Origin of the sequence: Sphingopyxis sp. YR583 (assembly GCF_900108295.1) — a bacterium.
Lineage (GTDB): Bacteria > Pseudomonadota > Alphaproteobacteria > Sphingomonadales > Sphingomonadaceae > Sphingopyxis.
This window is the reverse complement of record NZ_FNWK01000001.1, coordinates 1,876,937-1,894,033: the sequence shown is the minus strand read 5'-3', so window position 1 is coordinate 1,894,033 and position 17,097 is coordinate 1,876,937. Positions and strand designations below refer to the sequence as shown.

21 protein-coding genes are annotated in these 17,097 nt (G+C 64.4%); 7 read left to right on the top strand and 14 right to left on the bottom strand.

Annotation, left to right across the window (positions count from 1 at the left end; genetic code table 11):
- The first annotated feature begins 73 nt into the window (after positions 1 to 73).
- The 3 genes from BLW56_RS20845 (at position 74) to BLW56_RS20840 (ending at position 1,847) form a co-directional block, all read left to right on the top strand.
- On the top strand, positions 74 to 904 hold the full coding sequence (locus BLW56_RS20845) for a hypothetical protein (protein WP_256203358.1): 831 nt from the start codon (positions 74 to 76) through the stop codon (positions 902 to 904).
- Between the two features lie 115 nt (positions 905 to 1,019).
- Positions 1,020 to 1,334: a hypothetical protein gene (locus BLW56_RS08790; protein ID WP_177175885.1), complete on the top strand. Its 315-nt coding sequence runs from the start codon at positions 1,020 to 1,022 to the stop codon at positions 1,332 to 1,334.
- A 75-nt stretch (positions 1,335 to 1,409) separates the two neighbouring features.
- The gene (locus tag BLW56_RS20840; RefSeq protein ID WP_256203357.1) at positions 1,410 to 1,847 is read left to right on the top strand and encodes a hypothetical protein; all 438 of its coding nucleotides are present in this window, start codon (positions 1,410 to 1,412) and stop codon (positions 1,845 to 1,847) included.
- A gap of 50 nt (positions 1,848 to 1,897) precedes the next feature.
- Here the strand turns inward: BLW56_RS20840 and BLW56_RS08780 are convergent, their stop codons facing one another.
- Positions 1,898 to 3,220, bottom strand: a complete 1,323-nt coding sequence (locus BLW56_RS08780; RefSeq protein WP_093510153.1) for a hemolysin family protein — start codon at positions 3,218 to 3,220, stop codon at positions 1,898 to 1,900.
- A 221-nt stretch (positions 3,221 to 3,441) separates the two neighbouring features.
- Between BLW56_RS08780 and BLW56_RS08775 the strand changes: the two genes are divergently transcribed.
- Positions 3,442 to 4,131 (top strand): OmpA family protein, encoded by a 690-nt coding sequence (locus tag BLW56_RS08775; RefSeq protein WP_093510152.1) that lies wholly within the window; start codon positions 3,442 to 3,444, stop codon positions 4,129 to 4,131.
- 53 nt (positions 4,132 to 4,184) lie between these two features.
- Here the strand turns inward: BLW56_RS08775 and BLW56_RS08770 are convergent, their stop codons facing one another.
- The 6 genes from BLW56_RS08770 to BLW56_RS08745 are packed head-to-tail and all read right to left on the bottom strand — an operon-like array spanning position 4,185 to position 8,304.
- Entirely contained in the window at positions 4,185 to 4,814 is a 630-nt protein-coding gene (locus BLW56_RS08770; RefSeq protein ID WP_093510151.1) for a MarC family protein, read from the bottom strand.
- Positions 4,811 to 5,482 (bottom strand): hypothetical protein, encoded by a 672-nt coding sequence (locus BLW56_RS08765; RefSeq protein WP_093510150.1) that lies wholly within the window; start codon positions 5,480 to 5,482, stop codon positions 4,811 to 4,813. Before BLW56_RS08765 ends, BLW56_RS08770 begins: the two co-directional genes overlap by 4 nt.
- Positions 5,482 to 6,378 (bottom strand): bifunctional methylenetetrahydrofolate dehydrogenase/methenyltetrahydrofolate cyclohydrolase FolD, encoded by an 897-nt coding sequence (gene folD / locus BLW56_RS08760; protein WP_093510149.1) that lies wholly within the window; start codon positions 6,376 to 6,378, stop codon positions 5,482 to 5,484. Before folD ends, BLW56_RS08765 begins: the two co-directional genes overlap by 1 nt.
- Entirely contained in the window at positions 6,378 to 6,677 is a 300-nt protein-coding gene (locus BLW56_RS08755) for a YggT family protein (protein WP_093510148.1), read from the bottom strand. Before BLW56_RS08755 ends, folD begins: the two co-directional genes overlap by 1 nt.
- A gap of 44 nt (positions 6,678 to 6,721) precedes the next feature.
- Positions 6,722 to 7,630 (bottom strand): acetylglutamate kinase, encoded by a 909-nt coding sequence (gene argB, locus BLW56_RS08750; protein ID WP_371262218.1) that lies wholly within the window; start codon positions 7,628 to 7,630, stop codon positions 6,722 to 6,724.
- Positions 7,627 to 8,304: a queuosine precursor transporter gene (locus BLW56_RS08745; RefSeq protein ID WP_093510147.1), complete on the bottom strand. Its 678-nt coding sequence runs from the start codon at positions 8,302 to 8,304 to the stop codon at positions 7,627 to 7,629. The genes argB and BLW56_RS08745 overlap by 4 nt, the downstream gene beginning before the upstream one ends.
- Before the next feature lie 126 nt (positions 8,305 to 8,430).
- Between BLW56_RS08745 and BLW56_RS08740 the strand changes: the two genes are divergently transcribed.
- The 3 genes from BLW56_RS08740 (at position 8,431) to BLW56_RS08730 (ending at position 10,835) form a co-directional block, all read left to right on the top strand.
- A complete protein-coding gene (locus BLW56_RS08740) occupies positions 8,431 to 9,771 on the top strand; it encodes a NupC/NupG family nucleoside CNT transporter (RefSeq protein WP_093510146.1) in 1,341 nt (446 codons plus the stop codon).
- A 112-nt stretch (positions 9,772 to 9,883) separates the two neighbouring features.
- Positions 9,884 to 10,504, top strand: coding sequence for a beta/gamma crystallin-related protein (locus tag BLW56_RS08735; protein WP_093510145.1), 621 nt, complete (start codon positions 9,884 to 9,886; stop codon positions 10,502 to 10,504).
- 13 nt (positions 10,505 to 10,517) lie between these two features.
- The gene (locus BLW56_RS08730) at positions 10,518 to 10,835 is read left to right on the top strand and encodes an MliC family protein (protein ID WP_177175884.1); all 318 of its coding nucleotides are present in this window, start codon (positions 10,518 to 10,520) and stop codon (positions 10,833 to 10,835) included.
- Positions 10,836 to 10,869: 34 nt separating this feature from the next.
- Here the strand turns inward: BLW56_RS08730 and BLW56_RS08725 are convergent, their stop codons facing one another.
- From BLW56_RS08725 to BLW56_RS08695, 7 genes are all read right to left on the bottom strand, one after another.
- Complete coding sequence (locus BLW56_RS08725) at positions 10,870 to 12,012, bottom strand: epoxide hydrolase family protein (protein WP_093510143.1); 1,143 nt, start codon at positions 12,010 to 12,012, stop codon at positions 10,870 to 10,872.
- Positions 12,013 to 12,040: 28 nt separating this feature from the next.
- Positions 12,041 to 12,526 (bottom strand): hypothetical protein, encoded by a 486-nt coding sequence (locus BLW56_RS08720; RefSeq protein WP_093510142.1) that lies wholly within the window; start codon positions 12,524 to 12,526, stop codon positions 12,041 to 12,043.
- 316 nt (positions 12,527 to 12,842) lie between these two features.
- The gene (locus BLW56_RS08715; RefSeq protein ID WP_093510141.1) at positions 12,843 to 13,709 is read right to left on the bottom strand and encodes a 3-hydroxyacyl-CoA dehydrogenase NAD-binding domain-containing protein; all 867 of its coding nucleotides are present in this window, start codon (positions 13,707 to 13,709) and stop codon (positions 12,843 to 12,845) included.
- A 69-nt stretch (positions 13,710 to 13,778) separates the two neighbouring features.
- Positions 13,779 to 14,765 carry an L-histidine N(alpha)-methyltransferase gene (gene egtD, locus BLW56_RS08710; protein WP_093510140.1) on the bottom strand — a complete coding sequence of 329 codons (987 nt, stop codon included), beginning with the start codon at positions 14,763 to 14,765 and terminating at the stop codon, positions 13,779 to 13,781.
- A gap of 2 nt (positions 14,766 to 14,767) precedes the next feature.
- The gene (gene egtB / locus BLW56_RS08705) at positions 14,768 to 16,033 is read right to left on the bottom strand and encodes an ergothioneine biosynthesis protein EgtB (protein WP_093510139.1); all 1,266 of its coding nucleotides are present in this window, start codon (positions 16,031 to 16,033) and stop codon (positions 14,768 to 14,770) included.
- 152 nt (positions 16,034 to 16,185) lie between these two features.
- Positions 16,186 to 16,767, bottom strand: a complete 582-nt coding sequence (locus tag BLW56_RS08700; protein WP_093510138.1) for a cob(I)yrinic acid a,c-diamide adenosyltransferase — start codon at positions 16,765 to 16,767, stop codon at positions 16,186 to 16,188.
- A gap of 105 nt (positions 16,768 to 16,872) precedes the next feature.
- Positions 16,873 to 17,097 (bottom strand): HIG1 domain-containing protein, encoded by a 225-nt coding sequence (locus BLW56_RS08695; protein WP_093510137.1) that lies wholly within the window; start codon positions 17,095 to 17,097, stop codon positions 16,873 to 16,875.

Genomic DNA, 17,097 nt, shown 5'->3' with positions numbered 1-17,097 from the left:
TGGCCCGTTCGTTAAGGTAGACCCGGCACCCAAGCCCGCATAGGCTAGCCGAAAATCTCAAGCGGAGAAGATCATGACCTGGCTTCAGGAAAACTGGATTATCGCGGTTGTCGGACTCGTCGTGGCCGTCGTGCTGCTCTGGTGGCTGTTCGGTCGTTCGAAACCCGAAGAGATTGCGCCGCCGACCGTGGTCGAACCGGCGAAGCCCGCGAAACCGCTCGAACCGGTAAAGCCCGAAATCATCGCCGCCGAGCCCGCGCGCTTCAAGCCGATCGAGCCCAAAGCGCCGCCCGTCGCGCCCGCCGCGCCGCCACCCGCCCCCGAACCGGTCGCCAAGGCCGCTCCGCCGCCGCCCGAGCCGGTCCCCGCTCCAAAGCCCGCCCCCGCCGCCAAACCGGCTGTCGAGGCGGCGTCGCCAGCGCCCAAGCCCGCCGCGAAGCCGAAAGCCGCCGCAAAGCCCGCCGCGAAGAAAACGACGGCCAAGGAACCGGCAGCGAAACCCGCAGCGAAGCCCGCGGCAAAGGCGACCGCCAAGCCCGCGGCCAAAAAGGCTGCGAAACCTGCGCCCGCCAAAGCCGCCGCAGCCATCCCCGAAGAGCCGACCGTTCCACCGCCGCCCGCTGCGAAGCCCGCCCCGGCCCCCGCAAAAACCGGCGCGGACAATCTGCAACTGCTGAAGGGCGTCGGCCCCAAGCTCGCCGTGCTTTTGGGCGGTCTCGGTGTCACCAGCTTCCAGCAGATCGCCGATTGGACCGACGCCGACATCGCACGGATCGACCCCGAACTCGGCACCTTCCAGGGCCGCATCGCGCGCGACAATATTGTCGACCAAGCTGGCTATCTCGCACGCGGCGACAAGGCCGGGTTCGAAGCGAAATATGGCGCGCTCGGCGGCGAGCTCTAACGGCAACCAGCAATCGCTTTCCTACCCGTCATCATCGTCCCGGGCTCGGTCCGGGATGACGAATGACAGTTAGCGACCGATTGCAGACATCGACGATAGCGTTATGTTTGAGCGCATGATGGGCTTTGCAGACCGCGTGCGCATCAAACGCACCGAAGAAACCGAACGGCTTGGCTTGGCTGGACGTGAAGGCCAAGTATTTGGGTATACCACGCCATCCGTCACTGACGTGGCAGTGGTGGGCATTTTAGCGGATGACTATGCCGTCAACGTTCACTTCAAAGAATTGGCTGAGGGATTCTGGTTTGCGGACCACCTTGTTGAACAAATTGATCATGCACCAGGAACGGTGATGTCCCTTGAGGGACAAAATACGGCGTGGGTGCGCCTGCCGAATGGAGGGTGGCAGGAAAAGTCGTCACTAGGCTAACGTCTGCTTCCCACCCCAAAGCCGACGTCCGAATAGCTCTTTCCTACATTATCGGGTCATGCTCCATACTGACGGATGGAACAAAACGCCGCCCCGACCCGGCTCCTCGCCGACACCTGCTTCGCCTTCACACCCGTCGAACAACAGCGTCAGCGCGCCGATGGCTGGACGCCCGACGCGCAGGCCAATTTCATCCGCGCACTCGCCGCAATGGGCTCGGTCGGCAAGGCGGCGCGCGCTGTCGGCATAGGCCGCGCATCCGCCTATCGCCTCCGCGAACGCCCCGGTGCGGCAAGCTTTGCCGCCGCGTGGGATTGCGCGATTTCGATGGGGCGAACCCATCAATATAGCATTGCGATGGACCGGGCGCTCAATGGGGTCACCATCGTCCGCGTACTGAAGGGCGGCGCCATCGACGTCAGTGGCGGTCCCGACATGGCGGTCGTCCACGCCGCGCTGCGCGACGAAGCCGTGCCCCCGCATCTCCTTAAAGCGACAAAGGAGACAGAATGACGGCGCACGTCCGTATCTTTTGTCGCTTTAAGACCGCAATTGGGCCCGCGTCACGCGTCCTCGTCATCCTTCGGCTTCGACAATTCGGTGACGAGCAGCTTGTCGATCTTGCGCCCGTCCATGTCGACGATCTCGAAGCGCCAGCCCCGGTCGGTGAATTTTTCGCCTTCGGTCGGCAGATGCTTCAGGATCGCGAGCACATGGCCTGCGGCGGTCGCATAATCGCGGTCGTCGTAGAGTTCGATCCCCAGCCGTTCGGCCATCTGGTCGGCCGGCATCGAACCCGCGATCAGCAAGCTGCCGTCCTCGCGCTCGACCACGAACGGCTCGCTCCCGATATCCTGGTCCGACGCGAATTCGCCCGCGATCGCCGAAAGCAGGTCGGCGGGTGTCACCAGCCCGTCGAAATGACCATATTCGTCGTGGACGAGCAGCATCGGCACCTCGGCCACGCGCAGCGCCTCGAGCGCGTCCATCGCGTCGATCTGGTCGTGGATGACCTTGGCCGGCCGCATCAACTGTTCAAGGTCGAGCACTTCGCCCTGGAACAGCGCCGCCGCGATGTCGCGCGCCTGCACGACGCCGACGATGTCGTCCACCGATCCCCGCGCGACCGGCAGGCGGCTGTGCGGGGTTTCGAGCAATTTGTCGCGCACTTCGCGGGCGTCGAGCGAGATATCGACCCAGTCGACATCCTTGCGCGGCGTCATCACCTCGCGCACCGGCCGGTCGGCAAGGCGGACGACGCCCGAGATGATCGCGCGTTCGCTTTCCTCGATCACCCCCGACTTCGACGCCTCCGCGACGATCAGATGGAGTTCCTCGGCCGTCACCCGGTCTTCCGATTCGCGGTTGAGTCCAAGCAGGCGAAAGACGAGCGCCGAACTATTGTCGAGCAACCAGACCAGCGGCGCGGCGATGCGCGACAGCCAGTACATCATCGGCGCGACAATGATCGCGATCCGCTCGGGCGCGCGCAGCGCAAATTGTTTCGGCACCAGCTCGCCGGCGATCAGCGAGGCATAGGTGGTGAGCGCGATAACCACGGCAAAGGCCACCGACAGGGCGGTCTCCGCGTCCAGACCGAGCAGGGCCTGCAGGCGCTCGGCCACGGGCTGGCCCAGGCTCGCGCCCGAATAGGCGCCGGTCAGCACGCCGATCAGCGTGATGCCGACCTGCACCGTCGACAGAAAGCGTCCGGGGTCGGAGGCGAGCTGGCGCGCGATCTTGGCGCCGCGGCTCCCGCGTTTCTCGGCCGCCTGCAGCCGCGGGTCGCGCGACGAAACAAGGGCGAGTTCGGACATGGCGAAAACGCCGTTGAGCAGGATGAGAATCAGGATGATTACAACATCCGACCAGGGAAAAGGGGTCATTGGGCGATTGGACGGCGCGTCGGCGCCCGGCCCCTGTCAGCTTCGGTCATGCCCACCCTATAAGCGAAAGGCGGCGCATTGCACAATGGCACTCACCTGAATGTCCCGCTCAGTAAGTATTCAGGCGATTTTTGGAACCAGATTGCCGGCCATATGTTATCGGCAAGGAAGGGCGGCGTGCGGACGGACCAGACGCATCCGCCGGACAAGGGAGCGAAATAATGAACAGCAAGACGATCAAGCTCACCATTTTGACCAGCATCGGCGCGATCGCGCTGACCGGCTGCGTCACCGACCCGGAGACCGGTGAACGGCGCATCTCGAAAGCCGCGATCGGCGGCGTCGGCGGCGCGCTGGGCGGCTATCTGCTCGGCGACCTGATCGGCGGCCGCAACAGCCGTACCGAGGAAATCGTCGGCGCGGGCATCGGCGCGGTCGCCGGCGCGGGTGTCGGCTATTATATGGACCAGCAGGAAAAGAAGCTGCGCGAACGCACGGCGGGCACGGGGATCGACGTCGAGCGTCAGGGCGACCAGCTCGTGCTCAACATGCCCGGCGACGTAACCTTCGACCTTAACAGCGCGATGGTGAAATCACAGTTCCGCAGCGCGCTCGACAATGTCGCATCGACGCTCGCCGAATATCCGAGCACCTATATCGACGTTTACGGGCACACCGATTCGACCGGCAGCGACAGCTATAATCAGGGCCTGTCCGAACGCCGCGCGTCGTCGGTCGCCGACTATCTGGCGGGCCGCGGCATTCAGCGCGCGCGCATGGCGACGCTCGGTTACGGCGAATCGCAACTGAAATGCTCGCCCGAACGCAGCGAGGCCGATTATCAGTGCAATCGCCGCGTCGAAATCCGCATCGCGCCGGTCACGCAGGCCGACGTCAACGCGGCGCGTTAAGAGGTTCCATTCCCATGGAATAAGGAGGCGTCGCCTGCGGGCGGCGCCCTTTTTTAAGCGAGGCTCGGGAAGCTCGCCTTCAGCCCGTCGATCACGAACTGCGCCGCCAGCGCCGCAAGCAGCACGCCGAGCAGGCGGGTAATCACCGCCTCGCCCTTGTTGCCGATCAGCCGCATCAGCGGCCCCGCCGACAGCAAGGCGGCGAGCGTCAGCAGCAGCACGAGCAGCAATGCGCCAAAGATGACGAAAGCGCGGTCGAGCCCGTTATTCTGCGACACGAGCAGCATCACCGACGCGATCGACCCCGGCCCGGCGAGCATCGGCATCGCCATCGGAAACACCGAAACATCCTCGATCTCGGGGGTCGCCATCACTTTTTCGGCGCGCTGTTCGCGCCGTTCGGTGCGCTTTTCGAACACCATGTCGATCGCGATGATGAACAGCATGATCCCGCCGGCAATGCGGAAACTGTCGAGGTCGATGTGAAGAAAGCTCAGCAGCGCTTCGCCGAACATCGCGAAGAAAACGAGAATCAGCCCGGCGATCACCGTCGCCCGGATCGCCATCGACCGGCGCTGCGCGGCGCTCGCCCCCGTCGTCAGGCTGGCATAGATCGGCGCACAACCGGGCGGGTCGATGACCACGAACAAAGTGACAAAGGCCGAGATGAAAAGGTCGATCATGGCTGCTTCGGCGCCGCGACCTGGTCGTCGATGACAGTCGCCATCGCCTTGCCGTCCCACAAGCGGATCGTAAGGCGGCGCGACTTGTCGGCGCGGACGGTCGACGTCCAGCTCAGCGTCTGGTCGGGCGACAGGCCAACCGCCATATCGTCACCCTCGCCGCCCGCTTCGATCGGCACCGCGGGGCGCGAGCCGCAGACCGCCTGCTTCGCTGCGATAAACTCGGGCGCCTCGCGCGGCGTCGCCAGCGTATCGCCATGATCGAGCGTCCAGGCGAGCTTCCCTTTTTTGGGATCGCGCAGCCAGACTGTCGTGAAATAACCGTTCGCCGGCCCCTTCTGCCAGGCACCGGTCGTAACGCCGACATTGCCGTCACAGCTGGTATAGACCGCATGCGGCTGCCACTTCACCGCCTCGGCAGGGTCTTTTTGCGACTTGAGCCAATCGCGCGCAATCACGCGTTGCGGCACGAACATCACCGCTTCGGGCGCCGCCGTTTCGCGAAAGGCCGTCCACTGGCCCTTTTCCTGCGCGAGCCGCGCAAAGCCGATTTCGGCGGCAATGAACGCGCTGGGGTTCGCCGCGAGCGGCCGGTCGCGCTCGCGAGCCGTCACGGCACCACCCGCGATCACCGAAAGGACAATGGCCGCGACCGTCAAACGACGCATCAAAATCCCTCCGGATCGGCGAGCCCGGCGCGGCGGTGCGCGGCGACGAGCGTGTTGCGGAGCAGGCAGGCGATGGTCATCGGGCCGACGCCGCCGGGAACCGGGGTGATCGCATCGGCAACCGCAGCGGCGCTGTCATAATCGACATCGCCGACAAGCCGGCCTTTCGCGGCGCCGTCGGCGGGCGGCAGGCGGTTGATACCGACGTCGATCACGATCGCGCCGGGTTTGATCCAGTCGCCCTTTACCATTTCGGCGCGGCCGACCGCGGCAACGACGATATCGGCGCGGCGCACCAAATCGGGCAAATCCCTCGTCCGGCTGTGCGCCATGGTGACGGTGGCGTTCGCGCCGAGCAGCAACTGGCCCATGGGTTTGCCGACAAGAATCGAACGCCCAACGACGATCGCGTCCTTGCCCGACAAATCTCCCAGCCGGTCCTGCAGCAGCAGCAAACAACCATAGGGGGTGCAGGGCACCATCCCGGGGATACCGAGCGCGAGGCGACCTGCGCTGACCGGGGTCAGCCCGTCGACATCCTTGTCGGGATTGATCGTCGCGACCGCCGCCTGCTCATCGAGATGGCCGGGCAGCGGCAATTGCAGGAGGATGCCGTCGACCGCGTCGTCTTCATTGAGTTGACGCAGCAACGCCTCGACCTCGGCCTGCGTCGCGGTCGCGGGCAGGCGATGCTCGAAGCTTTCCATGCCGGCGGCGACGGTCGCCTTGCCCTTCGACCCGACATAGACCGCGCTCGCCGGATCGTCGCCGACAAGCACGACCGCCAAACCCGGCGCACGTCCGGTTGCCGCCTCGAACGCCGGAACGGCATCGGCAATCCGCGCCCGCAGGCCGGCGGCGAAAGCCTTGCCGTCGATCACCTGCGCGGCGGTCATCACGCCATCCCGTTCGCATAGGCGAGCCGCGCGAGATAGCTCAGCACCGGCCCGTCAATGATGATGATCAGGATCAGCACCAGCATCGGCGTCAGGTCGAGCCCACCAAAATCGGGCATGATGCGGCGGAACGGACGGTAAAGCGGCTCGGTAATCCGATCGAGCACCATCCACAGCTGGCCTACGAACTGATTGTGCGTATTGATGACGTTGAACGCGATCAGCCACGACATCACCGCCTGCGCGATGATGAACCACCACAGGACCGTCAGGATGATGTGGACGATCTGGAGGAGCATGAGAAGCAAGGCGTTTTCTCCAAAAAAGGGTCTTGCCGCGTCTCTTAGCGGTGAATGAGTGTCCCCGCACCCCTTGCGGTGAAAATTTCCAGCAGCATCGCGTGCGGAATGCGCCCGTCGAGGATGACCGCCGCCTCGACCCCCGCATCGACCGCGGCGACGCACGTCTCGACCTTCGGGATCATCCCGCCGGTGATCGTCCCGTCGGCTTTCAGCGTGTCGATCGCCGGACGGTCGAGATCGGTAAGCAGTGCGCCCGACTTGTCGAGCACCCCAGCAACATCGGTCAGCAGGAAGAAGCGTTTGGCACCCAATGCACCGGCGATCGCGCCCGCCATCGTGTCGGCGTTGATATTATAGGTCGCGCCGTCAGCGCCCAAGGCCACCGGAGCGACGATCGGGATGAAATTGTCGTTGGTGAGGTTGACGAGGATCGTCGGATCGACCGCAACCGGCTCTCCGACAAAGCCAAGGTCGACATGCCGCTCGATCCCCGAATTGGGGTCGGGCTCGGTGCGGCTGACCTTTTCGGCGAGCACGAGATTGGCATCCTTGCCCGAAATGCCGACCGCCCGGCCGCCGAGCGCCGCGATCCAGCTCACGATTTCCTTGTTAATCTTGCCCGCCAGCACCATTTCGGCAACCTCGGCGGTTGCAGCGTCGGTGACGCGGAGGCCCCCGACGAAGGTCGATTCAATCCCGAGCTGTTTCAGCATCGCGCCGATCTGCGGCCCGCCGCCGTGCACGACGACGGGGTTGATGCCGACCGCCTTCAGCAGGACGACATCCTCGGCGAAGTCGCGCTGCGCCTCGGGATCGCCCATGGCATGGCCGCCATATTTGATCACGAAGGTCTCGCCGGCATAGCGCTGCAGATAGGGCAGCGCTTCGACGAGCGTTTCGGCCTTGGCGAGCAGGTCGGGCATTTTCGAAGGATCGGTCATCGACATCATCCGGCGTTCTTCGCATCGAGGCTGCGGCCGAGCGCGACCATGCCGGTGATGACGAAAGGAATGACGAGCACCGACAGCGCCACCTTGGCGAGCATCTGCCCGCCCATCAGGTTGGCGATCGGGAACACGCCGTAAAAGGCGATCGTGACGAACAGCAACGTGTCGACGATCTGGCTCAATGCGCTGGCGATCGCGCCGCGTATCGCGATCCACGTCGCGCCCGTGCCCGCCCCTTCGCGTCCGCGAAGCTTTGAAAAGATCGTGACATTCAGGAATTGCGACGTGCCATAAGCAACGATACCCGCCGCCATCAGCCGCGGGCTTTGCCCCAGGATCATGTCGAACGCCGCGAGCCGCTCGGGCTGCATTTCGGGGGATGCCGGAAGCGCAAGCACCAGTGCCGTCAGCATGATCGAGAGAACCAGCGGAACGAAACCCCAGAGCACGAGGCGGTTCGCGACCGACTGCCCATGCAGTTCCGACACCGCGCTCGACAGCGCGACGAGGATCAGAAAGGCGAAGATGCCTGCCTCGACCGCCAACCAGCTCCCCAAAGCGACCTGCTTGTTGCCCAGCACGCCGGCAAGCACGACCATGCCGCCATAGACGATGGAGAAAAGGAAGAGCGAGGGCGATAGGGTGCGCGGCAACGCCGCCGAGGTCGGTTCGGTCATGCCGCCCGATAGTCGGTTTTACGCGGACTGGAAAGACCGGGAAACACGGCTGGCCGCGCGGGCCTTGCCCCGCCGCCAAAGCCCGCTAGACAGGCCTATTGGACTTGCGGGGGACGCACAGAAATTATGGAACGCCTTATCGGTTTGGTCGGCATCGTCGCATTGCTTGCGATTGCCGTGCTTTTTTCGTCGAACCGTCGCTGGATTCGCCCGCGTATCGTGATCCCCGCCTTCCTGCTCCAGGCCGGTTTCGCCGTGCTCGTCATCGGGACGCCATGGGGCCGCGCGGTGATCCAGGCGATGTCGAACGGCGTGTCGAACCTTTTGAGCTATGCCGACGAGGGGACGAAGTTCCTGTTCGGCGAGGTGTTGACGCAGGCACCCTATGGCAAGGCGGTGTTCGCGATCGGCGCGCTGCCCGTCATCATCTTCTTCGCCTCGCTTATTTCCGTGCTCTATTATCTTGGCATCATGCAGCTGATCATCAAATGGGTCGGCGGCGCGATCCAGAAGGTTACGGGGATCACCAAGGTCGAAAGCCTCGGCGCGGCGGCGAATATCTTCGTCGGCCAGTCCGAATCGCCGCTCGTCATCCGCCCCTACCTCGCGGGCCTGACCCCGCCGCAGTTGTTTACGGTAATGACGGTCGGGATGGCGGGTGTCGCGGGAACGATCCTCGGCGCCTATGCCGGAATGATCGGCCCGCACCTCCTTCCCTATCTGCTCGCCGCCAGCTTCATGTCGGCGCCGGGCGGCATCCTGATGGCCAAGATCATGATGCCCGACGATCCGAAGGATATCGGTATCGAGCCGGTCGTCATGCCCGAGGCGAGCCATGACGAGGAAAAGCCCGCGAACATCATCATGGCGGCAGCGCAGGGTGCGCAGACCGGCGTCAAGCTCGCGGTCGCGGTCGGTGCGACGGTGATGGCCTTCGTCGCGCTCGTCGCGCTTGCCAACGGCATCTTGGCCGGCATCGGCGGCTGGTTCGGCGTTGACGGCCTGTCTTTCCAGGCGATCATCGGCACGATCTTCCGCCCGGTGATGTGGCTGATGGGCGTGCCGTGGGAAGAAAGCGCAACCGTCGGCGGGCTTTTCGGCAGCAAGGTGGTGCTCAACGAATTCGTCGCCTTCATCGACCTTGGCCGCGCGCAAGGCGACATGTCGATGGCGGCGGTCGCGATCGCGACCTTTGCGCTCTGCGGTTTCGCCAATTTCAGCTCGATCGCGATCCAGATGGCGGTGACCGGCGGGCTGGCGCCGAACCAGCGTCCGATGATCGCGAAGCTCGGGCTGAAGGCTCTGCTCGCGGGTAGCCTGTCGAACCTGATGTCGGCGGCGCTCGCTGGGCTGATGCTCGGCATCGCCCCGCCGCTCGCCGCGCCGGTATCCGAACCGGCCGCGGCGCCGACAACATCTTCTCAGGCCAGTCCGGCGCCGGCCCCGGCGCCCGAACAAGCGCCGTGATGCCAAGCGACGCATCGCGCTGAATATGGGAGAATTTGCAAGCCGTCCGCGAATGACGTAAACTTAGGAATATAACGAATCCCGGGTCGCGTTCGCAAAATGGGAGGCTGTGATGAAAACCGCTTATCGTTTGTCGATTCTTGCCGCGGCTGCGGCATCGATAGGGGCGGGTTTCCTCGCCACTTCATACGCGCAGACCGTCGAAACCGAGCGCTACCGGCCCGAACGCCCGCCCGAGGCGACCATCTATCGCGACGCCGGCTATCGCGGCCCAGCAGTCTTCATCGGCGAGGAAAAGCCGAACCTCGGCCTCGCCTGGCCGGTCAATTCGATCCGCGTGCCCAATGGCCGCTGGGAACTTTGCGAAAAGACGCGCTATCGCGGCAATTGCCGCACGGTCGATCGCGACACGCCGATGCTCAACAATGTCCTTCGCGGGTTGACCATCCAGTCCATCCGCCCGGTCGGTGGGGGTGGCGGCTGGAACCCGAATCCACCCGCCAACGATCAGGTCGCACGCGGCAATTTTGCCGAATTCCATACCCAGCCATCGGAGCGCAATTATCGCGTGCTCGCCTGCGCCCGCGGCTCGGCGACCGCCAATTGCGCGGCGCAGACCGCCGACAGCTGGTGCCGCTCGATCGGCTGGAATGGGTCGGCACGCGAGCATATGGAAACGATCAGCGGGCGCATCTACCTCGCCGACGTGCTGTGCGTCCGTTCGGGCTATTGAGGGGAGACGGAATATGAAAACGACGATTCTTGTCGCGGCGGGCGCCGCGATCCTTTCCCTCGCGGCCTGTTCGTCGGTCCCGCGCAACACGGGGACAAGCTATGACTGCAGTGGCGGTACGAAGCTGAAGGTCGATTATGTCGGCGATGGTGCAATTGTGCGCGTCAACGGCCGGCGCACGATGGTACTCAAATCGACCCCGGCCAATCGCGGCCAGATTTACGAGAACAAGAGCGGCGCACGGCTGCAACGCAATGGCAATGATGTGACCTGGAATACCGCGCTGCGTACAGCACCCGAAAGCTGCCGCGTCGTTTATACGCCGTTGTGACCCGGCGGGCCGCCGGCGCGATCGGCGGCCCTTGCTATAATGTCATTTGCGCCAGCGCCGCGCGGACTTCGCCGGCGAACAGTTCGGGCTGTTCCCACGCGGCGAAATGACCACCGCGATCGGGTTCGTTCCAATAGACGATATTGGTGTAGCGCCACTCGGCCCAGCGACGCGACAGGCGCATGATTTCGTTCGGGAACAGGCTGCACCCCGTCGGCACCGCGATTTCTCCGGCGGCGAAATTGCGGAAACTGTGCCAATAGAGCCGCGCCGAAGAGGCCGCACTCGCCGTCAGCCAATAGAGGCTGACGGTGTCGAGCATCGCATCGCGCGACAGCGCATTTTCGGGGTGGCCGCCGATCGATTGCCCGCCCGGCTGATGACCGCAATCGGTCCAGCCGTGAAATTTCTCGACGATCCAGGCCATCTGTCCGGCAGGCGAATCGGTGAGCGCATAGCCGATCGTCTGCGGCCGCGTCGCCTGCTGGGACGAATAGCCATTGTCCTTGGACTGATACCAGCCGAAGCGCGCGAGATAGAGTTTCTCGCTGTCGGTGAGGTCGGTCATCAGATCGGGCGGCGGGGCGCCGACGACCATGTTGACGTGGATTCCGGCACAATGATCGGCATGGTTCATCCCGATCGCGCAGGTCACCGCGCTGCCCCAATCGCCACCCTGCGCAAAATAGCGATCATAGCCGAGCGCCCGCATCAGCGCGTCCCATGCCGCGCCAATATGTTCGACGCTCCATTTGGCCTCGGCGGGCTTGCCTGAAAAGCCGTAACCCGGAAGCGACGGGATCACGAGATGATAGTCTGCGACAAGCGGCTCGATCACATCGAGGAATTCGAGCACCGATCCCGGCCAGCCATGCGTCAGAATTAACGGCCGCGCCGCCGGATTGGCCGACCGGACATGCAGGAAATGAATGTCGAGCCCGTCGATCGTCGCGAGATAATTCGGGAGCGCGCCCAGCCGCGCCTCGACCCGGCGCCAGTCATATTCGTCGTGCCAATAGGCCGCGAGTTCGCGTGCATAGGCGAATGGGATGCCTTGATCCCAATCGTCGACCGTTTCCTTTTCGGGCCAGCGCGTGCGCGCCAGCCGCTCCTTCAGATCGTCGAGCGCCGCTTGCGGTACATCGACGGTGAAATCGCGAATATTGTCGACCTTCATCTGCTCGCCCCTCGCAAACGGATAATTTTCAGGGCCGCGCCGGCGCCTTGCAGCCGCGTTCGAGCCCGACGCCCTTCAGGAATCCGCGGCGAACCGTCCCGGCATAGACCGCCAGCGCGTAGCGCCGCCGTTCGGCGTTGGCGCCGGTAACTTCGCCGATCAGTCCGCGAAACGGGATGATCCCGCCCGCGACCGTGCCGGCAACGCGGCCGGCGGTTTCCTCGCGCTTCTTGGCGCGGTCCTTGTCGACCTGTTCATTGACGTCGGCGCCGAGAACTTCGTTGAGTTCATTCACTTCCTTGATGATCGCGGCGCATTTGCCGAGCCCCGCCAGCGAATAGGGGTCGCCCTGAATTGCCAACAGCTTCGGCGGAACCTCCTTGCCGTCAAAGGGCTCGGTGACCGTATTGGCGGTGTCCTTGATCGTCGATTCTTCGGGCGCCCCCTGCTGGGCCTGCGCGGGCAGGATCAGGGTGACAGCGGCGACGAGGCCGATCAGTGTAGAGTTGCGCATCGATTATCCCCTGTTGCTATTTGCGGATCGCACACAGACCCAACGCGCCACAGCCCGGTCGGCTCCCTCTAATCCCTTGTCGTATAACCGCTTTCGATCGCGCAGGAGTCGAATCGGCGCTTGAACTCGCCGCGCGGCAGGCCGGCAGCGGCATGGGCGCCAAACATATGGAGCGGCCTTTCATCGGCGGCAGCCGCCAGAATCGAACGCATGACATCCCCCACCGAGAAAGGCACATGACCTTTTCCGCATGCTGTGCAGCAATGCACCCCGCGTCCAGCCCTAAATGGCGAGGCGGCTCATTTTCCTGACGCTATCAGCGCGTCGGAACGGGCTCCGGCCCGGTCCAGTCATAAAAACCGCGCCCGGCCTTTTTCCCGACCCAGCCAGCGTCGACATATTGGACGAGCAGCGGCGCGGGGCGAAACTTGGGATCGCCTGTGCCGCTGTAGAGCACGCGGATAATTTCGAGGCAGGTATCGAGGCCGATGAAATCGGCGAGGGTGATCGGACCCATCGGATGGTTGAGCCCGAGGCGACAACCCGCGTCGATGTCCCGCATCGTTGCGACACCTTCGCCAAGCGCGAACACCGCTTCGTTGATCATCGGCATCAATACGCGGTTGACGATGAAGCCCGGTGCGTCGTTGGCGTGGACGATTTCCTTGCCGAGCCCGCGGCCGAAGGCTTCGACTGTTCCGAGCGTGTCGTCGCTCGTTGCAAGGCCGCGGATGAGTTCGATCAGGCCCATGACGGGAACGGGGTTGAAGAAATGGACGCCGATGAAGCGCGCCGGATCGGGCGCCGCCTGCGCGAGCCGGGTGATCGGGATCGAGCTGGTGTTCGAGGCGAGGATCGCAGTCGCCGAGAGATGCTGGCCGACGCTGGCAAAGATCGCGCGCTTGATCTCCTCGCGCTCGGTCGCCGCCTCGATGACGAGATCGGCGGGCGCGAAAGCACTATGGTCGGCGACAGGAGTGATGCGGCCAAGCAGCGCGTCGGCGTCGTCCTGGCTCATCTTTTCCTTGGCGACGAGCCGACCGAGCGCCTTGGCGATCCCCGCCTTGCCCGCTTCGGCGCGTGCGAGATCGATGTCGGAGAGAAGAACGTCATGGCCGGCGCCCGCCGATACCTGCGCAATGCCCGCACCCATTTGTCCCGCACCGATAACGCCGACGATCATATACTGCCCTTTTCGCTGAAAACCGTGCCTGTGCCCCTACGGGCTCGGTCCCGCGCGTCAAGAGCCGCGTCAGGGTGCCGAACGGAACTCCGTCGCCTCAGCGAGGATCAGGGCAAAGGCGGGATCGGCATCGTCCCACGTCGCAAGCGGCGTCCACCCACCTGCGCGAAGCAGCAGATTGGCGTCGCGCGGGCCATATTTATGGCTGTTCTCGCTGTGGATCGTCTCACCCTTCGCCATATGATAGGTGCGGCCATCGATGGTGAAGTCGATATCGCACGCGGCGACAAGGTGCATCTCGATCCGCGCATGGACATCATCCCAGACCGCACGGTGCGTGAAATTGTCGACCGGGATATCGCCCCCAAGTTCGCGGTTGATCCGTTCGAGCAGGTTGAGGTTGAACGCCGCCGTTACCCCGGCCGGGTCGTCATAGGCGAGTTCGAGGGTCGCGATATCCTTGATCCGGTCGACCCCGATCAGCATCAGCGATCCGTCGCCAAGCGCGGCCCGCCAGTTGCGCAGCAGATCGATCGCGGTGCGAGCGACCATGTTCCCGATCGTCGAGCCCGGAAAGAAGCCGAGTTTCGGGAGAGCGCAGATTTCACGCGGCAAATCGACGCGCTGGGTGAAGTCTGCCTCGACCGGATAGATGGCGAGCCCGGGAAAACGCACCGCAAGCGCCTCGGCGCTGTCGCGAAGGAAATCGCCCGAGATATCGACCGGAACATAGGCGGCGGGGTCGATCGCGTCGAGCAGCAACGGGGTCTTGGTCGAGCTGCCCGACCCGAGTTCGACCACCGCGCGGCCGGGACCGATCGCCGCCGCGATGCCCGCCGCGTGACGCGTCAGAAGATCCGTTTCGCTGCGCGTCGGATAATATTCGGGCAGCGCCGTGATATCCTCGAACAGCGCCGAGCCGACCGCATCGTAGAACCAGCGCGCCGGTACGGCCTTTTGCTTTTGCGACAGGCCGGCGTGAACGTCGGCGCGAAAGGCGACATCGATGCCCGCCGCATCGGCGTCGACCTGGCGAAGCTGGCGGACGACACCCATGGTCAAAGATCCTTTGCGAGGCGCAGGCCGGTGAATTGCCAACGCTGATGGGGGTAGAAGAAATTGCGGTACGAGGCGCGCAGATGGCCGCGCGGAGTCGCGCAGCTGCCGCCGCGAAGCACGAACTGGCCGCTCATGAACTTGCCATTATATTCGCCGACCGCACCGGGCGCGGCGCGAAAGCCGGGATAGGGGCGATAGGCGCTGCCGGTCCATTCCCACACGCTGCCGAACATCTGTTGCAGGTCGGTGTCATCATCCGCTGCAGCAGGCTGCACGGGCCCCGCTTTATCGAGTTGCTGCCCGCCGTCGGGGCCGAAGGCCGCAGCGGCCGCCTCCCATTCGAACTCGGTCGGCAGGCGCGCGCCGGCCCAGCTGGCGAAGGCGTCGGCCTCGAAGAAGCTGATATGCGTCACCGGCCCAGCGGGGTCGATTTCGCGCCAGCCTGAAAGCGTGAACTGCCGGTCGCCATCCCAATAAGCGGGCGCGTCGATATTTTCGGCCTGCACCCACGCCCAGCCGTCGCTGAGCCAGAGCGAGGGCGTGTGATAGCCGCCGTCGGCGATGAATTCCTGCCATTCGCCATTGCTCACCGGGCGGCTGGCGAGCGCGTGGGGGGCGAGCAGCACATCGTGGCGCGGCCCCTCGCAGTCGAAGGCGAAGCCGGTGCCGTCATGCCCGACTGCGGTCACACCGCTGGCACCCTTGATCCATTTCATCGCAGAAAACTGCGTAACTTCACTCGCGATCGGCGTTTCCCACACGGCGGGACCCAGCGGGCTTTGCGCGAAAAGATGCTTGAGGTCGGTGAGCAGCAATTCCTGATGTTGTTGTTCGTGATGGATACCGAGCTCGACGAGCGTCAGTGCAGCGGGCGAGAGGTCGGGCAGCGCGCTTTGCACCGCGGTGTCGACATGCGCGCGCCAGATGCAGATTTCGTCGAGCGACGGACGCGTCAGCAGGCCGCGCTGCGGACGCGCGTGGCGCGGTCCCTCGGCCTCATAATAGCTGTTGAACAGGAAAGGATAGCGATCGTCAAAGAGGCGGTAGCTCGCAACATGGTCGCGCAGGATGAAAGTTTCGAAAAACCATGTCGTGTGCGCAAGGTGCCATTTGGCGGGCGACGCGTCGGGCATCGACTGTGCGCTCGCGTCGGCGTCGGACAGCCTGGCGACAAGATCGAGCGACAGGCGCCGGGTCGCGGCGAAACGGCGGCCCAGTTCGTTCACAGGATCGGTGCGGGTAGAGGCGTCGGTGCGGCTGGCCATGGTGAGACAATCCCCCGAGATGCGATTCGGTTTCGCTGGTCGGCCGATTATGGTTACGCCGCGATGGAAAGTCTAGAACATTAAGGGAACATCAAAGTATAAGGCACCCCATATGGCGAGGCCCGGGCATTCCCCTTAGCGAAAATGCAGGGTCAGCGCGTCGCGCCGGGTTTCCACAAAATGTCGCCACCGGCCGCGGCGTTAAGATGCCGCGTGAAAACGAAGAGATGGTCCGACAGGCGGTTGAGATAGTTGAGCGCGATCGGGTTGAGATCACGCGTCGCGCTGGCCGCGACCGCCGCGCGTTCGGCGCGCCGCGTCACGGCGCGAGCAAGATGGAGCCGCGCCGCCGCCTCGGTACCTCCGGGCAGGATGAAACTGCGAAGCGCATCGAGCGCGTCGTTCATGCCGTCGATCTCATCCTCCAGCCGCGCGATCTGGCTCGGCACGATGCGTAGCGCCATTTCGTGGGGACCGAAGCCGAACTGGATGTCGGGCGGGGTCGCAAGGTCGGCGCCGAGGTCGAACATCTCGTTCTGGATTCGCGCGAGCATCGCGGCCTCATCGCTCGCGGGGTCAAGCACCGTGGCGGCAAGGCCGATCGCGCTGTTCGCTTCGTCGACGTCGCCGATCGCCGCCATCAGCGCGTCCGATTTGGCGACGCGCGATCCGTCGACGAGCCCGGTGGTGCCGTCGTCGCCGGTGCGGGTGTAGATCTTGTTGAGCTTGACCATATTATCCAGGTTCCCGCACCGGCCCGCTCCCCCATCCGGCCTCCCCGACCAGTGTACCCTGTGGGAGGCCGGGTGGGGGAGCGGGCCGGTGCCGCATCGTCAGAATTACTTCCCGGCGGCGAAGAGGCCGATCAGCACGAGCAGGATGATGGTGATCGCCTGCCACTTCACGCGCGACATCATCATCTTGTTCTGCATCACCTGATTTTCGTGCGCGGTGCCGTCCATCTGGGCGCGGTGACCTTGCGAGAAATAGAAGAGCCCGCGCGCGAGCGAGAAGAGGACGAAGCCGGCGGCAATCACGACGCCAAGGATGAGCAGGATTTCCAT

What these genes read in the sequence shown, in the direction of transcription:
- BLW56_RS20845 (WP_256203358.1), top strand. Translation starts at nt 74, where the DNA reads ATGACCTGGCTTCAGGAAAACTGGATTATCGCGGTTGTCGGACTCGTC.
- BLW56_RS08790 (WP_177175885.1), top strand. Translation starts at nt 1,020, where the DNA reads ATGATGGGCTTTGCAGACCGCGTGCGCATCAAACGCACCGAAGAAACC.
- BLW56_RS20840 (WP_256203357.1), top strand. Translation starts at nt 1,410, where the DNA reads ATGGAACAAAACGCCGCCCCGACCCGGCTCCTCGCCGACACCTGCTTC.
- BLW56_RS08780 (WP_093510153.1), bottom strand. Translation starts at nt 3,220, where the DNA reads ATGACCCCTTTTCCCTGGTCGGATGTTGTAATCATCCTGATTCTCATC.
- BLW56_RS08775 (WP_093510152.1), top strand. Translation starts at nt 3,442, where the DNA reads ATGAACAGCAAGACGATCAAGCTCACCATTTTGACCAGCATCGGCGCG.
- BLW56_RS08770 (WP_093510151.1), bottom strand. Translation starts at nt 4,814, where the DNA reads ATGATCGACCTTTTCATCTCGGCCTTTGTCACTTTGTTCGTGGTCATC.
- BLW56_RS08765 (WP_093510150.1), bottom strand. Translation starts at nt 5,482, where the DNA reads ATGCGTCGTTTGACGGTCGCGGCCATTGTCCTTTCGGTGATCGCGGGT.
- folD (WP_093510149.1), bottom strand. Translation starts at nt 6,378, where the DNA reads ATGACCGCCGCGCAGGTGATCGACGGCAAGGCTTTCGCCGCCGGCCTG.
- BLW56_RS08755 (WP_093510148.1), bottom strand. Translation starts at nt 6,677, where the DNA reads ATGCTCCTCCAGATCGTCCACATCATCCTGACGGTCCTGTGGTGGTTC.
- argB (WP_371262218.1), bottom strand. Translation starts at nt 7,630, where the DNA reads ATGATGTCGATGACCGATCCTTCGAAAATGCCCGACCTGCTCGCCAAG.
- BLW56_RS08745 (WP_093510147.1), bottom strand. Translation starts at nt 8,304, where the DNA reads ATGACCGAACCGACCTCGGCGGCGTTGCCGCGCACCCTATCGCCCTCG.
- BLW56_RS08740 (WP_093510146.1), top strand. Translation starts at nt 8,431, where the DNA reads ATGGAACGCCTTATCGGTTTGGTCGGCATCGTCGCATTGCTTGCGATT.
- BLW56_RS08735 (WP_093510145.1), top strand. Translation starts at nt 9,884, where the DNA reads ATGAAAACCGCTTATCGTTTGTCGATTCTTGCCGCGGCTGCGGCATCG.
- BLW56_RS08730 (WP_177175884.1), top strand. Translation starts at nt 10,518, where the DNA reads ATGAAAACGACGATTCTTGTCGCGGCGGGCGCCGCGATCCTTTCCCTC.
- BLW56_RS08725 (WP_093510143.1), bottom strand. Translation starts at nt 12,012, where the DNA reads ATGAAGGTCGACAATATTCGCGATTTCACCGTCGATGTACCGCAAGCG.
- BLW56_RS08720 (WP_093510142.1), bottom strand. Translation starts at nt 12,526, where the DNA reads ATGCGCAACTCTACACTGATCGGCCTCGTCGCCGCTGTCACCCTGATC.
- BLW56_RS08715 (WP_093510141.1), bottom strand. Translation starts at nt 13,709, where the DNA reads ATGATCGTCGGCGTTATCGGTGCGGGACAAATGGGTGCGGGCATTGCG.
- egtD (WP_093510140.1), bottom strand. Translation starts at nt 14,765, where the DNA reads ATGGGTGTCGTCCGCCAGCTTCGCCAGGTCGACGCCGATGCGGCGGGC.
- egtB (WP_093510139.1), bottom strand. Translation starts at nt 16,033, where the DNA reads ATGGCCAGCCGCACCGACGCCTCTACCCGCACCGATCCTGTGAACGAA.
- BLW56_RS08700 (WP_093510138.1), bottom strand. Translation starts at nt 16,767, where the DNA reads ATGGTCAAGCTCAACAAGATCTACACCCGCACCGGCGACGACGGCACC.
- BLW56_RS08695 (WP_093510137.1), bottom strand. Translation starts at nt 17,097, where the DNA reads ATGGAAATCCTGCTCATCCTTGGCGTCGTGATTGCCGCCGGCTTCGTC.